Below are 15,343 nucleotides of genomic sequence, written 5' to 3'. Positions count from 1 at the left end.
AGAATAATGATGGCAATGAGTGCCCATGCAATTGAAACGCTTATTCGTGAAGGCATTCCTGATGCTACTGTAACAATTCGTGATCTTGCTGGAGATGGGGAACATTATGCTGCAGAAGTTATTTCTGAAAGTTTTCGTGGTAAAACCCGTGTTCAACAACATAAAATGGTCTATGATGCCCTTAAAGGCAATATGGGAAATGACCTTCACGCCTTAATGTTGCAAACAAATGTCCCAAAATAATCTAAAATTTTTTCTTGCATTCACACATTTAATACGATTAAAAGCAGTATGGATATAAATTACACACTGATAAAAATCTGAAATATCGAGGGATAAAAATGACCACTGTTCATGATTTTATTGACAACGAAATTAAAACAAACGACGTCATTTTATTCATGAAAGGAACACCTGACGCTCCGCAATGCGGGTTTTCAGGACAAGTGGTTCAAATCCTTGATTATTTAGGATTGAATTATAAAGGGATTAATATCTTAACTTCTAACGAATTGCGTCAAGGGATTAAAGATTACTCAAATTGGCCAACAATTCCACAGCTTTATATCAAAGGTGAATTTATCGGAGGCTGTGATATTGTTAAAGAGATGTTTCAAAACAATGAGTTACAGGAACTTTTGAAAGAAAAAAATATTCCCTGTAATCAATCATAGGTATCTTTCATTTTATTCAGACTCTTAAAAAGAGCTGTTTTCAGACGAAATTTTTATTTCAAGGATGCCATATGTCATATTCAGTCGATGAACAAACGCATAGAGATGCGATTAGAAACAAAATTGGCTATAAAGAATTTGTTATTCTTATTGCTTCGCTTATGGCTATTAACGCTATAGCTGTTGATATTATGCTGCCAGCTATGCCCAATATTTTAGACGGCTTAAATATTCTCAATGAAAATGATCAACATTATATCATTTCGAGTTATCTTATTAGCTATGGCATTGCTCAAATATTTTTCGGTCCAATAAGCGATAGGTATGGACGACGTAAACTTATTCTTCTCGGGCTTGCTTTTTATTCATTTACAGCGATTGGCTGTGCCTTTGTAACTGATTTTTCTCTCTTGCTTATTTTACGTATCTTGCAAGGTATTGGAGGGGCTGCTATGCGGGTTCTTACAGTTTCCGTCGTACGTGATCTTTACAGTGGTCGAAAAATGGCAGAAGTTATGTCTATTGTTATGATGGTTTTTCTTGTTGCACCAATGGTTGGTCCCGCAACAGGACAGATCATTTTACTGCTCGGACATTGGCAATATATTTTTATTTTCATGGCAATGATTGGTTTAGGACTGATGATTTGGATTCAACTGCGCTTGCCTGAAACTCTTTATACGCAACGCTCTCTTTCCTTTTTTTCAGTTAAACACAACTTATGGATTGTGATAACCAATCGCACAACACTTTGCTATACACTTGCAACTTCCATTATTTTAGGCTGTATCTTTACCGCCGTTAATACATCACAACAAACATATGAAGGGATCTATAATCTAGGACTTTGGTTCCCTATTGCTTTTGCAGTTGGTGCTGCATTTCAAGCTCTATCATCATTCTTTAACTCTCAACTCGTTGGACGCCTTGGAATGCGGCGTATTGCTCATACTATGCTTTTGCTCTTTTGTGCCGCTTCATGCATTTGGTTTATTGGGTCCATCTTAGCAGGTGGTGTTATCCCTTTTCCTTTTTATATGACGTTATATTGTATATTAATGTTTACCTGCGGTGGTATTATGGCCAATTTCAATACACTCGCTCTTGAACCTGTAGGAGAAATAGCTGGAACAGCTTCTTCTGTATCCGGCTTTCTTCAAACATCTATCGGTGCAGGACTTAGCTTTTTTATTGCCCAACAATTTGATGAAACAACCATCCCAAACTCAGCAGGATTTTTCTTTCTGAGTCTCACTGCCATACTTCTCGTCTTATGGGCTGAACGTGGTCATCTTTTTAGACAATATCATAGTAATCCTAACGAATAAATATTACTATGAAAGATTAATAACATCTCTCTTGAACAATAAGAAACAATAAGAAGATAAATCTATCAGACAAAATAAAACATCTCCAAATAGAACACTCTTGTGTTAACATTCACATTGTTTGTTTAAAGGTACAGCTCTCGAAATATCAAATCATTTCACGACAGCACCCATAAATGGTATAATGTAAAAAAACAAACATACCTATTGTCGCAACAACTCTTGTATGTGAAACGGTTTATTAAAAAATATTTTTATTCTTTTCTTCAATAGTTTTTATGAAGACGGGCTGGTCTCTCATCTCATGATAGGCAAACAAACAGTTTTGATTGATTTAACCTGAACAAGATCGAAATAAGAGAAAAACTTACGCTTTAGGTCTTTCTTTCAATATAAAAAATAATAAATTATCCTTATAAATTAATATCTTAAACAATCATAAAACTATAGGGAATTTTCCCCATTTATAAAATACATTTAATTAATAAATTTTCCTGATTTTGGAAATCCTTTTGGAACCAAACGCCCAACTCCCGCACGCGTTCCCATCCATTCAAAGAGATCGTCCGCCTGACGGTTAAAGATTCGTTCAGCTGTATCTTGCCAACTTAAGCCTTCTGATAAATTAAAAGTCTTGGCATCAACAACACCACCTTCTTTATAACGCTGTAAACGAACACCTTTACCGCGATTCATTTCTGGTATTTGTTCAATAGAAAAAATAAGCATTTTACGGTTTTCACCAACTACAGCCACATGATCACCATTTACCGGAACACAAAGCTTTACCTTATCAGGAGCTTTCACATTCATCACTTGCTTTCCTTTTCGTGTATTGGCGATCACTTCTGCAGAAGAAACAATAAAACCATTACCGTGAGATGAAACCAAGAGCAATTTTTCCTCGGCGCGATGCACAAAAGCTGTGAGAACATCGTGCTCATCATCCATATCAACTAAAAGACGAATAGGTTCACCATGTCCCCGCCCTCCAGGTAAACTATTTGCACCAATAGCAAAAAACTTTCCACCCGTACTGATCAGCACAATCTTGTCGGTTGTAAATGCCGGAAATGCTAACTTTAAACTGTCTCCTTCTTTAAAAGAAAGCGCTTTATAATCGGTCAAATGTCCCTTCAAAGCGCGCATCCACCCCTTTTCAGAAATAACAATAGTAATCGGTTCTTTTTCGATCATTGCTTGTTGAATATCATCAAGATCATGTCTTGGTGCCTCTTCAAACGTCGTACGTCTTTTCCCCAAGAGTGTTTCAGGACCAAAAGTGTTTCGAACTTTTTTGATTTCTTCTGAAATTATTTTCCACTGTTTTATAGGAGAAGCTAACAAATTCTGTAGTTTTTCTTTTTCAGCTTTCAAACTTTCAAATTCTTTACGAATTTCAAATTCCTCAAGTTTACGCAAAGAACGCAAGCGCATATTAAGAATAGCTTCAGCTTGATTTTCTGTTAATTCAAACCGATTAATCAGCTTCTTTTTCGGTTCATCCTCTTCACGAATAATCTGAATGACCTCATCGAGATTTAAATAGGCAATAAGATATCCATGAAGAATTTCCAATCGGCTATCAATTTGATCAAGCCGATAATGAGAGCGACGAATAAGCACTTCTTGACGATGTTCAAGCCATTGCTGCAAACTTTCTCGTAAAGAAAGAACATTGGGTATTTTTCCCAAAGACAAAACATTCAGATTGAGGGGAAATCTTACTTCAAAGTCAGTCAATTTAAAAAGAGACTCCATAAGGAGCTCCGGATCAACCGACCGATTTTTAGGAACCAGCACGATTCTGATATCTTCTGCTGATTCATCTTGGATATCCTCAAGCATTGGCAATCGGCGTGCAAGCAATAACTCTGCTGTTTTTTCAATAAGACGTGACTTTTGAATCTGATAGGGAATTTCAGTCACAACAATCACATAAGAACCACGGCTACCAGGTTCCTGATGCCAACGTGAACGCAAGCGAAAGAATCCACGCCCAACACGATAGGATTCCTCAATACTTTTTTTAGGTTCAACTAAAATTCCCCCCGTCGGAAAATCAGGACCAAGAACGAATTGATTTAATGCCTCATCATTTACATCGGGATGCGCAATCAAATGGAGTGCTGCATCACAAAGCTCAGCAACATTATGGGGTGGAATAGATGTTGCCATACCAACAGCAATACCAGAAGAACCATTTGCTAAAAGATTAGGGAAAGCTCCTGGTAAAACAACCGGCTCTTCATCTTCCTCATTATAGGTTAAACGAAAATCAATAGCATTCTCATTAATTCCTTCAAGTAACAATGCAGCCACTTCAGTCATACGTGCTTCCGTATAACGCATGGCAGCAGCATTATCACCATCAATATTACCAAAATTGCCTTGCCCATCAACCAACGGATAACGAACAGCAAAACTTTGAGCCAAGCGCACCAAGGCATCATAAATAGACGCATCCCCATGAGGATGAAATTTTCCCATGACATCACCAACAATCCGCGCACATTTCGCATAAGACTGTCCAGGATTTAGTTTGAGAAGACGCATCGCATGAACAATCCGCCGGTGGACCGGCTTCAATCCATCACGTACATCAGGCAATGCACGGTGTGTAATCGTAGAAAGTGCATAAGCCAAATAACGTTCCTGTAAAGCAGAGCGTAATTCTATTGGTTCAATATGTTCTTTATCAAAAGGTAAATTCATTTTATCAGACATAGTATTAAAACAACAATTCCCACAATAATAAGAAATTATCTTATAGGATTTATTTAGTGAAATCTTCTATGAGTCGACTTTTTTATTAAAAGTCAATTACATAAAAACAAACGCTGCAATTAGAACATGAACAGAAAATTATATCAATTTGAAAAATTTATACATGTCCGTCCCCCTTGTCCTAAGTAATTTATTGAAAGCTTTGTCAAATCCGACGATAATTTAACTGCCCACAAAGAGTTATTTCATCCTTTCTGGAATGACAAAAGCACCTTTCAAACATCATCTTTTATTATAAAGATAAATTGTATAACAATCCCCTTCAGTTTTTCTATGAAAAACTAAAAAATATTCAAAACTTATGAAATTTAAACTTTTTAGAGTAAGTCCATAGAATGGAAAATCACATTATTTTCATAAAAACGAAGAGACACAATTCTCTGCTACAACGTTGTAAAAACTTCAATAAAAAATAAATAATATATTGACACATAAAGATAATTCATTTTTTTCAACTAAAATGAGACTCCCGAATATTATAGAGTTCTTTCATTTCTAATTTATTCATGATCAAGCAATCATAATCATTTCCTCACCTATCACAAGTGGAAGAGCCACTATAGAAACAAGGAATAAAAATGCCTCGTAAAGAATCAACACAATAGCGTTTTTACCTATCTAAATTTCACAAACAGCCACACACACCGACGGCTCTTGAAAGGCATCAAAACTTCACTCTACGTAGAAAAGATGAAAACAATCCATTATCAACTTTATGAGCTATTTTTGTGAGTAGGAGCCATGCGGATTCCTAAATCACGTAATTGTGTAGGAGAAACATCAGACGGAGCACTCATCAAAAGATCAAGCGCCTGTTGATTCATAGGAAATAAAGCAACTTCACGCAAATTTTTAACACCTTGCAACAGCATAATGATGCGGTCAATTCCTGCAGCCATACCACCATGTGGTGGAGCCCCATAATGGAATGCACGATAAAGACCACCGAAACGATCTTTCACAACTTCCTTAGAAAGTCCTACAAGTTCAAAAACTTTAAGCATCATTTCTGGTAAGTGATTACGAATTCCACCTGATGCAATTTCATAACCATTGCAAACAAGATCATATTGAAAAGCTTTAATAGTAAGAGGATCTTGACAGGCAAGGGCATTTTCTCCCCCTTGAGGCATAGAAAAAGGATTATGTCCAAAATCAATCTTTTTTTCATCTTCATTCCATTCAAAAAATGGAAAATCAACAATCCACGCCAAAGAGAAACTATCTCTATCAAGAAGATCTAATTCTTCTCCTACCCTTGTGCGTGCGGCTCCGGCAAAAGATGAAAACTTTTTTGGATCGCCAGCTACAAAAAAACAGGCATCCCCACTTTCAAGCCCAAGCTGTATACGGATTGCTTCAGTCCTCTGTTCACCAATATTTTTGGCGATAGGCCCTGCTCCTTCAAATTTTCCTTCTTCTTCACGCCAAAAAATATAACCGAGCCCTGGTTGCCCCTCACCTTGTGCCCATACATTCATACGATCACAAAAAGCACGACTTCCACCCGTTTTAGCTGGAATAGCCCACACTTGAGCATTCTCATCATTCGCTAAAATTTGAGCAAAGACTTTGAAACCAGAATTATAAAAATGCTGAGAAACATCTTCCATAATGATCGGATTACGTAGATCAGGCTTATCAGAACCATATTTTTGCATTGCTTCATCATAGGAAATGCGAGGAAAGCTTTGTGTCACAGTCTTTCCATCTGCAAATTCTTCAAAAATAGAACGCATAATAGGTTCCATAGTTGCTAAAACATCTTCTTGCTCAACAAAACTCATTTCAACATCTAATTGATAAAATTCACCAGGAAGACGGTCGGCCCTTGGATCTTCATCTCTAAAACATGGAGCAATCTGAAAATAACGATCAAAACCTGACATCATCAACAATTGTTTATATTGCTGTGGCGCTTGCGGTAACGCATAAAATTTTCCCTGATGAACACGACTTGGAACCAAAAAATCACGCGCTCCTTCCGGCGATGAAGCTGTCAAAAGTGGCGTCGTAAATTCCGTAAAACCATTATTTTGCATAGCCCGTCTCATAGCCGCAATAATTTCAGTCCGACGCATGATATTTTTGTGCATAGTCTCCCGACGCAAATCAAGAAAACGATATTTTAATCGAATATCTTCTGGATAATCAGGCTCACCAAAAATCGGTAAAGGAAGCTCATCAGATTTCGAAAGAATTTCTACCTCTTGTGCAAAAATTTCAATCTCACCTGTTGGAAGCGTTGCATTAATAACCTCATCAGAACGAGCACACACCTCCCCATCCACACGAATAACCCATTCAGAACGCACTTTTTCAATAACTTTAAAAGCTGGTGAAGCAGGATCAGCAACAATTTGTGTGATTCCAAAATGATCACGTAAATCCACAAAAAGAATCCCTCCATGATCACGAACACGATGAACCCACCCCGAAAGACGAACTTGTGTTCCTACATCACATCTACGAAGAGCCGCACAATGATGACTGCGATAACGGTGCATGTTTTTTGCCTTTGATTATAATATTCACATGCGCTACAAACGCTTTTTAATAACCATTTGTCAAGATATGAGAATAAAAACTCAAAAATAAAGTCAATAAAGCACAAATTTAATTTATCGAATTATAATAAAATGATGAATCTTATTACACAAACAACAGATCTTGAAATTGCACTTAACGCTCTACGTACCTCTGATTTTGTAACAGTCGATACTGAGTTTATCCGCGAAACAACTTTTTGGCCTCAACTGTGTTTAATCCAGCTCGCATCACCAGATGTCACAGTTTTGATTGATCCCATAGCACCAGATATTGATTTACAACCTTTTTTTGACCTTATGATCGATAAAAAAGTTGTAAAAGTTTTTCATGCTGCGCGCCAAGATATTGAAACAATTTATCATCTTGGAGGTGTTATTCCTTCCCCTCTCTTTGATACGCAAATAGCAGGATCAATTTGTGGATTTGGTGATTCTATCTCCTATGATCAAATTGTACAACGCTGCACGGGGCATCATCTTGATAAATCCTCCCGCTTTACAGACTGGAGTTACCGCCCTTTGTCTGAAAAACAACTGCTCTATGCACTTGCCGATGTAACTTACTTAAGAGATGTTTACCTGTTATTGAAAAAAAGGTTAGAAAAAAATCAACGTGCTCACTGGATGGACGATGAAATAACAATCCTTTTAAATCCTAAAACCTATGATATGCCAGAAGATGAAGCATGGAAAAAAGTGAAAGGAAAAATTAAAAAGCCACGTGAACTTGCTGTATTACAAAAGATAGCAGCTTGGCGGGAACGTGAAGCACGAAAATACAATATGCCACGTCGTCATATCATAAAAGATGAATGTCTTATAGAAATAGCAACCCAACAACCAAAAGATGAATCTGCATTAAAGCGGTTGCGCAGTCTTAATAAGAACTGGGATAAACTCTCAATTTCTCAATCATTAATCAAAGCTGTCCACGAAGGATTAGAGGTGGATCTTTCTACTTTACCCCCCATTCCTAAACATAATCCACTCAATGATACGACGGCCGCTGTTATCGATCTACTCAAAGTGTTATTAAAAATTGTTGCAAATGAAAACAGCATTGCCCCTAAAATTATTGCAACATCTAATGATTTAGAAAAAATTGCCAATGGAGGAATAAAGAAAAATATTCCTGCTATGAATGGCTGGCGCTATGAAATATTTGGTCAAAAAGCCGAACAACTGCTAAAGGGCCAGATAGGATTTTACTTTAACGATGGAAAAGTAAGCACAAAACAGCTTTAATTTACATTTTTATTTTAAAAATCCATTAATCTACATCAATTGGTATGCCCTATAGGCCAACGCAAATAGGATAAATAAAACCTACTTCTGACAAAGTTAAAAACTTGAATAGTAAACTCTTATTAAAATGACAGATAAATCTTTATTAGATCAATCAAATAGCAATCTTATTAAGAAAATCTAAAAAAACAGACAGCTCCTCATTTAAAAGTTTTAAAAAGAAAAAGCTCTGATAATAAAAGCGTATTCATTACAAAAATAGTAGCCTAGCAATCGGAACAAATAAAGATATAATGCCTCACGTCACCATATCGTATTAAAAAAAACTACCGAGATTGCAATCTAACAATCAAAAACGATCCAGCATAACAACTAAAATACCTAACAAAGGCAATATATTTATTTATAAAGATAATCTAGCGTTATTTATATTAAATTAGCCCCCCGAATATCGTAAGTTTCTCTTATTCCATCTCAATAAGACTCATAAAGTTTTACATAAGAAATTATATGATAAAGCGCTGTTTTTTTTATAGATTAAACACCTTTCAAAGGATTCAAAAAATCATGGTTAATAAATAGTTATGATTTATTTCTATTTTTTATAGTGAAAGGATTTTATAATGACTGAAATGATATTCTTTTGCCAGACCGTGAAAGTGCAAAACTGTTTCATATGAGTATTTCAACATTCCGCCGTCATGTAACCAATGGATCTCTTCCAAAACCTTTAAAGTTTGGTTTTTTATCGCGTTGGTTACAATCGAATCTTATCAAGATAATCGAGCAAGCTAAACAGAAACGTTATAACGACGCAGCATAAAAGAAAATCTTTTCACGTAAAAATGGACAAGGCTTTTCATTTTCACATGAAGCTTATGAAGTGAAAAATCCATCCTGTGACGCAAATAACAGAATAAAAAATTATGTTTTCTTTTATGAATGCTCAGCGCATTAAAAATGCCTTGCATGGAGTCTGGCTTGGGCGTTATGGAACAAGTCCTATTGTCCAGCTCGTGATGATAGATTGCCTAGTTTATCCCTTGTCAATGGCCCTATTATAAGACATAAAACACGAATAAATTAGAAAAAAATCAAAAAATTTCAAAAGCGAGAGGTTGTTTTATTATTTTTGATAACTTCTGTAATCGTCCAAGAGGACGTTCTCCTAATAACCCAGCGTAATTCTTTGGGATCTGCAGGATAATATGATCTGCTTTTTTATGCCACAATAAATGAGGTAAAATTCCTGCAACAGAAGCACTAAAAAGATGAGCAATACGCATAGTTTCGCCAAGAATACGTGCTTTTTCAATTATATTTTGAGTTGCTAATTGAAAAATGGGAAGAGATTCTTTATCAACCAATAAACTCGTATTGCGAAAAAAAACAGCAAGCGCTGCATAAAGGCGCCCTTCATGAGAAATTCCTGGATAAGATCCTAAAGCTATTTGATTTGCTGCTTCATTGCCTCGATAATCTGGATGTATACGCCAACCAATATCTGCAAGAAGACAAGCGGCTTGACGATAACGGCATTCATTTTCAGTTTCTGAAATTCCAAAAACTTCAAAAGCATTCGTCGTAAAATCAATGAGTTCTTCTGCTTGTTTTGGTGAACGTGCCCGTAAAATAGCCATTTCTGTGCATGCTGCAATGAGAGGATCTGAAAGCCGAATCGCCTGCGGCAAACGTGAATAAAGAAAACCTTCACGAACGCCAGCACCAGAAAAGATTATCTTTTCAAACTCCATACACTGAATGAGTTCAATAAGAACTATTGCCCCATAAGATAAAAGTTTTCGACGATTCTGAGAAACCGCTGCAATCCCTCTCATATTATCAATATTGCCACGTGCTACAAGACGTAAAAAGTTCTCCATTTCAACGGCATCAACTTCATAGCCATGCATAACAGGGAGCCGATAGTGTTTCATTGCCATATGGAGTTTTGCCAAATTACGCCATGTCCCCCCTACTGCATAAAAATAACGTGCTATACCTTTACGAGTACGAACAACAGACGATTTATAAAATTGCTCATGTACAATTTTTGTAGCTACAGCACTATCATTATTTGACATATACTGTAGCCTTAAACCACCCAATGGAAGAGTTATCCCTTCACCAACATCAGAATGATCAATATCAATCAGCTCAAGACTTCCACCACCAAGATCCCCAGAAATACCTTTTGGTTGATAAAAAGTAGACACAACTCCATATGCTGAATACATAGCTTCTTCACTTCCTGAAAGAAGATATATTTTATTTTGCAAAATATCTTCAGCATGCTGAATAAATGCTACGCCATTCTGTGCATCTCGTGCTGCTGCTGTTGCTAAAGTATAGACCTCATCTGCCCCAATCTGTCGACAAAGCGTACGAAACCGTTTCAGTGTTTGCAACGCCATTTTCATCGATTTTTCTTCTAAAAATCCCGTTTTTGCCACACCATGACCGAGACCACAAAGAATCTTTTCATTAAACAAAACTGTTGGTGATCGAACAAGCCCCTCATAAATAACCAACCGAACAGAATTTGAGCCAATGTCAATAACAGCAACAGGCTTACACCCTTTTAACCGACCTTGAGCATCTCTATATGTCATTGGATTTCAGTCTTTATGTATTTCGGCTTGTTGCCGATGCAACGCAACCAAGCGCGAAACAGAAGACTCAAAAGACTCATTTTCCCCCGCAAAACTTGTATTGGCCATAAAATACTCCTGCGCATTAAATAGACTTTCACCTATCTGCGGTGTAATACGTTTTGATGTTCCATCCTTAAGTATATCAAAGCTTTGTTGATTATCAATGATATTAGCTAACATAATCTGTAAAAGAATTTTTTGACGGACTATTTTATTAAAAACTGGAACCAATATTTCAATACGATAGTCCAGATTACGAGGCATCATATCAGCAGAGCCTAAGTAAACGATTGCATTTTCATTAGGCAAATCTTGACCATTCCCAAAACAAAAAATGCGACTATGTTCAAGAAAACGCCCGACAATTGATTTTACACGAATATTATCCGAAATTCCTAGAATACCAGGACGTAAACAACATATCCCCCGCACAACCAAATCAATTTGCACCCCTGCTTGACTAGCACGATATAAAGCATCAATAATTTCAGGATCTACCAATGCATTAACTTTCATCCAAATAGCAGCAAACCTTCCCTGTTGTGCGTAAACAATTTCTTCCTCAATATGCTCTAAGATACGACCACGCAATGTTAAGGGTGAAAAAGCAATCTTCATTGTTTCATTTGGACGCTCATATTGCGCAATATAATTGAACAATAACGCAACATCATGAGCGATATCATCATCTGTGGAAAAAAAAGAAAGATCGGTATAAGTTTTAGCGTTAATGGGATGATAATTTCCTGTCCCAAGATGAACATAAGAGCAAAGACGTTTTCCCTCACGTCTCACAACCAATGACATCTTAGCATGCGTTTTTAATGCAATAAAACCAAAAATAACTTGAACCCCAGCACATTCAAGATCTCGGGCCCAACGAATATTTGCTTCCTCATCAAAACGTGCTTTAAGTTCTACCAAAGCAGTCACAGACTTTCCCTGTTCAGCTGCTTCAATCAAAGCGCCAACAATTGGACTATCATTTGATGTACGATAAAGTGTTTGTTTGATTTCCACAACATCAGGATCGCAAGCAGCTTGACGTAAAAATTGGACAACAACATCAAATGTCTCATAGGGGTGATGAATCACAATATCATTTTCACGAATAGCCGCAAAACAATCCCCTTTATGTTTACGAATACATTCTGGAACACGAGAAATATAAGGAATAAATTTGAGATCATCACGAGGAATAGAAACAATTTCTGATACCGTATTAAGCGCTAAAAATCCATCAAGAACATTAATACAATTATCAGGAACAGCGAGACTATTCGCTATAAATTGACGTAAACTCTCTGGCATTTTTGCGTCAAACTCAACTCGAATAACCTGCCCACGGCGCCGCCTTTTAAGAGCAATTTCAAAAAAGTGAACAAGATCCTCAGCTTCTTCTTCTACTTCAATATCGCTATCTCGGATTACTCTAAATGTACCAATTCCTTTAACCTCATAGTTAGGAAATACATGTTTAATAAAAAGGCAAATAACATCTTCAGATGCAATAAAACGAAAATGATTGCCTTCTTGAGGAAGAAGAATAAAACGCCTTAAAAGCATTGAAATAGACAACAACACTGTGTGTGAGTTCTGATCAGTTTCTCCAGACAATTGAAGCGCAATAGAAAGCCCTAAATTAGGAATAAATGGAAAAGGATGAGTAGAATCAACAGGCAAAGGTTTTAAAACAGGAAAAATTGTCTTAAGAAAATATTTTTCAAGCCATAATTTTTCAATTTCTGAAAGATCATCAGAACAAATAATTTCAATATCATTCTTTTTTAATTCATCACGTAAAACATTCAATTCTCGTAGTTGGTGAGCCTGCAGCTTTAAAATCTCAGCTAATACAATATCAAGTTGTTCCTGTGGAGTGTGCCCATCTGCACTGCACGCTGTAACGCGAGCACGAATTTGAGCTGCCAGTCCTGCAACACGAACCATAAAAAACTCATCAAGATTTGCAGCTGAAATAGAAAGAAATTGTAGACGTTCTAATAAAGGATGTTTCGAATTAGCCGCTTCCATCAAAACACGATTATTAAATTGTAGCCATGAAAACTCTCGATTAATAAACCGTACCGGATTTTTCATTGTTATATTCGATATAGAAATTTTATTTACCACCCTCTGTTCCATATATCCTAAATAATTTTCTTTTATATTTTCTAAAATCCTTGACAAAATATCTCACATAATATTTGATAATATGTTATCATCATAATAATATATCAATGCTTAACTTCCCTCATCATTTTTCCATTTAATATTTAAAAATACTTGGAATTATTGCTATGCGCAAAGCACTAAAAGTAAGACAACTATTCTAATATAGCATAAAAGAAGAGAAATTTGTCTTAAAAAGCATCTTGCATTATTATACGCTTTATTACAAACTCACGCCTATAAAATAGAAGAGCCCAATCATAGCTGATGAGAAAATTTATTCTGGAGTTTGTATGCCATGGCTGATCACAATATTCCTCATTTCCAAAATGACCTTGGATATAAAACAATCGAAATTGGTGTGAAAGAATTTATGTGTGTAGGCGCTACACACCCATTCGATCATCCTCATATCTTTATCGATATGGGAACAGCAGATGAGAAAATTTGCCCTTACTGCTCAACCCTTTATCGTTATGTTCCCTCGCTATCATACGATCAAACAAACCCAACAGGATGCTTATATCATCCAGAAAAGCTATTATAATTGCGTTTTTTGGCTTTCTTAATAACCCCTCTTTTCATTCTGCTTGTTTAATATGAAATCATTTGTGGAACAGTCACCCATCATCGTTGGGGGAGGAATTGCTGGTTTAAGCACCGCTTTAGCACTCGCTCATAAAGGAATTGCAAGCACCATTATCGAAAAGTGTAAGCAACTTGAAACGATAGGCGCTGGTATTCAACTGACACCAAATGCAACATCTATTCTTGCTCGCTGGGAACTTCTTAACAAACTCTCTGAAGTCGCGACAATCCCACATTTTTTTGAGTTAAAAGATGGATTATCTTTAAAAATACATCTACGGGCTCATCTTATTAATCTAACAGAAAAATATTGGAAAGCCCCTTATATGACGATTCACCGCGCGGCTTTACAAAAAATTTTATATAATGCAGTGATTGAAAATCCTTTGATCAAATACAAAGCAGGCGAAACGATTGTATCTTCTACCCAATCTGCAACCAACATTAAAATCACGACAATAAAAACAGATACGGCAACAGAACAGCTTCATTCAACGCCCCTCCTGATCGGATGTGATGGCGTTTGGTCAACATTACGGCAACAATCTCCTTTTCATGAAAAAGCAAATTTTAGTGGCTTTATTGCTTGGCGTGCAACAACAACATTTGATAATCTTCCTCAAAACTTTCGTTCTTCATTGCAAAATATGAAGACAATTACGGCTTGGATGGGACCAAAAAATCATCTTGTTGTCTACCCCATTCAATCATCAGAAAAAATTTTTAATTTTGTCGCCATTACGCATGGAGAAAATTCAAAAGAAGGATGGGCCCATAAAGGAAATAAAGAAAAACTCAAATCTCTTTTTAAAGATTGGAATTCAAAAATCTTACAAATTTTCGATCATATTGATGAATGGAGTTATTGGCCACTCTTTCAAATGAAACAAAATCGTTTTATCGGTTTAGAGAGACAAGTATTTGTTGGCGATTGCGCACATGCTACCTTACCTTTTGCAGCACAGGGTGCCGCTATGGCAATCGAAGATGCTGCCACATTAGCAAAAGCACTTTCATTGAAAGATTTTTCATTAACGAAAGCACTTTCGCTTTACGAAACAACACGCACACCCCGTATTGCAGCAGTAAAAAAACGCGGAGATTTCAATAGATTAGCCTATCATGCAACCGGTCCCATAGCAATTGCACGCAATCTCATGATGAAAATTCGTACACCAGAGAGCATTATGTCAGATCTCAATTGGCTTTACATGTATGATGCGATGAATTCTATAAAAAATAATGATAAAAACTTATAAAATCCTTCCGACACTTTGAATATTACGAAAGAACGAGATTTTTTTTAATTTTATGACACTAAAAAAATATCATAATTTACTCAAATA

Annotated in this window: 11 protein-coding genes; 7 read left to right on the top strand and 4 right to left on the bottom strand. The window is 36.4% G+C overall.

The annotated features are described in order from the left end of the window. The first annotated feature begins 9 nt into the window (after positions 1-9). From ACFIK7_RS06250 to ACFIK7_RS06240, 3 genes are all read left to right on the top strand, one after another. Positions 10-243, top strand: coding sequence for a BolA family transcriptional regulator (locus tag ACFIK7_RS06250; RefSeq protein WP_273791183.1), 234 nt, complete (start codon positions 10-12; stop codon positions 241-243). A gap of 98 nt (positions 244-341) precedes the next feature. After that, complete coding sequence (grxD, locus tag ACFIK7_RS06245) at positions 342-674, top strand: Grx4 family monothiol glutaredoxin (RefSeq protein ID WP_375606638.1); 333 nt, start codon at positions 342-344, stop codon at positions 672-674. A gap of 71 nt (positions 675-745) precedes the next feature. Next, positions 746-2,002, top strand: a complete 1,257-nt coding sequence (locus tag ACFIK7_RS06240; RefSeq protein ID WP_375643190.1) for a multidrug effflux MFS transporter — start codon at positions 746-748, stop codon at positions 2,000-2,002. Between the two features lie 477 nt (positions 2,003-2,479). Here ACFIK7_RS06240 and parC read toward each other — a convergent pair whose 3' ends face one another. Then, the gene (parC, locus tag ACFIK7_RS06235; protein WP_273791186.1) at positions 2,480-4,729 is read right to left on the bottom strand and encodes a DNA topoisomerase IV subunit A; all 2,250 of its coding nucleotides are present in this window, start codon (positions 4,727-4,729) and stop codon (positions 2,480-2,482) included. 773 nt (positions 4,730-5,502) lie between these two features. Continuing rightward, entirely contained in the window at positions 5,503-7,296 is a 1,794-nt protein-coding gene (gene aspS, locus ACFIK7_RS06230) for an aspartate--tRNA ligase (protein WP_273791187.1), read from the bottom strand. Between the two features lie 132 nt (positions 7,297-7,428). Between aspS and rnd the strand changes: the two genes are divergently transcribed. Both rnd and ACFIK7_RS06220 read left to right on the top strand, forming a co-directional pair. Then, a complete protein-coding gene (gene rnd / locus ACFIK7_RS06225) occupies positions 7,429-8,583 on the top strand; it encodes a ribonuclease D (protein ID WP_375631255.1) in 1,155 nt (384 codons plus the stop codon). A gap of 637 nt (positions 8,584-9,220) precedes the next feature. Further along, the gene (locus tag ACFIK7_RS06220) at positions 9,221-9,406 is read left to right on the top strand and encodes a helix-turn-helix transcriptional regulator (RefSeq protein WP_375631280.1); all 186 of its coding nucleotides are present in this window, start codon (positions 9,221-9,223) and stop codon (positions 9,404-9,406) included. A 271-nt stretch (positions 9,407-9,677) separates the two neighbouring features. Here ACFIK7_RS06220 and ppx read toward each other — a convergent pair whose 3' ends face one another. Then, positions 9,678-11,195 carry an exopolyphosphatase gene (ppx, locus tag ACFIK7_RS06215; protein WP_273791189.1) on the bottom strand — a complete coding sequence of 506 codons (1,518 nt, stop codon included), beginning with the start codon at positions 11,193-11,195 and terminating at the stop codon, positions 9,678-9,680. Between the two features lie 6 nt (positions 11,196-11,201). Next, entirely contained in the window at positions 11,202-13,382 is a 2,181-nt protein-coding gene (locus tag ACFIK7_RS06210; RefSeq protein ID WP_375663105.1) for an RNA degradosome polyphosphate kinase, read from the bottom strand. A gap of 325 nt (positions 13,383-13,707) precedes the next feature. Here ACFIK7_RS06210 and ACFIK7_RS06205 point away from each other — a divergent pair, with 325 nt between their 5' ends. Together ACFIK7_RS06205 and ACFIK7_RS06200 are read left to right on the top strand one after the other, a co-directional pair. Next, positions 13,708-13,956: a zinc-finger domain-containing protein gene (locus tag ACFIK7_RS06205; protein WP_375657882.1), complete on the top strand. Its 249-nt coding sequence runs from the start codon at positions 13,708-13,710 to the stop codon at positions 13,954-13,956. Positions 13,957-14,008: 52 nt separating this feature from the next. Continuing rightward, positions 14,009-15,256 carry an FAD-binding protein gene (locus ACFIK7_RS06200; protein ID WP_375663104.1) on the top strand — a complete coding sequence of 416 codons (1,248 nt, stop codon included), beginning with the start codon at positions 14,009-14,011 and terminating at the stop codon, positions 15,254-15,256. Positions 15,257-15,343 lie beyond the last annotated feature (87 nt).

Source organism: Bartonella sp. CL266QHHD, assembly GCF_042195355.1.
Classification (GTDB): domain Bacteria; phylum Pseudomonadota; class Alphaproteobacteria; order Rhizobiales; family Rhizobiaceae; genus Bartonella.
The sequence above is the reverse complement of the archived record's forward strand: the minus strand, read 5'-3'. Positions and strand labels throughout refer to the sequence as shown.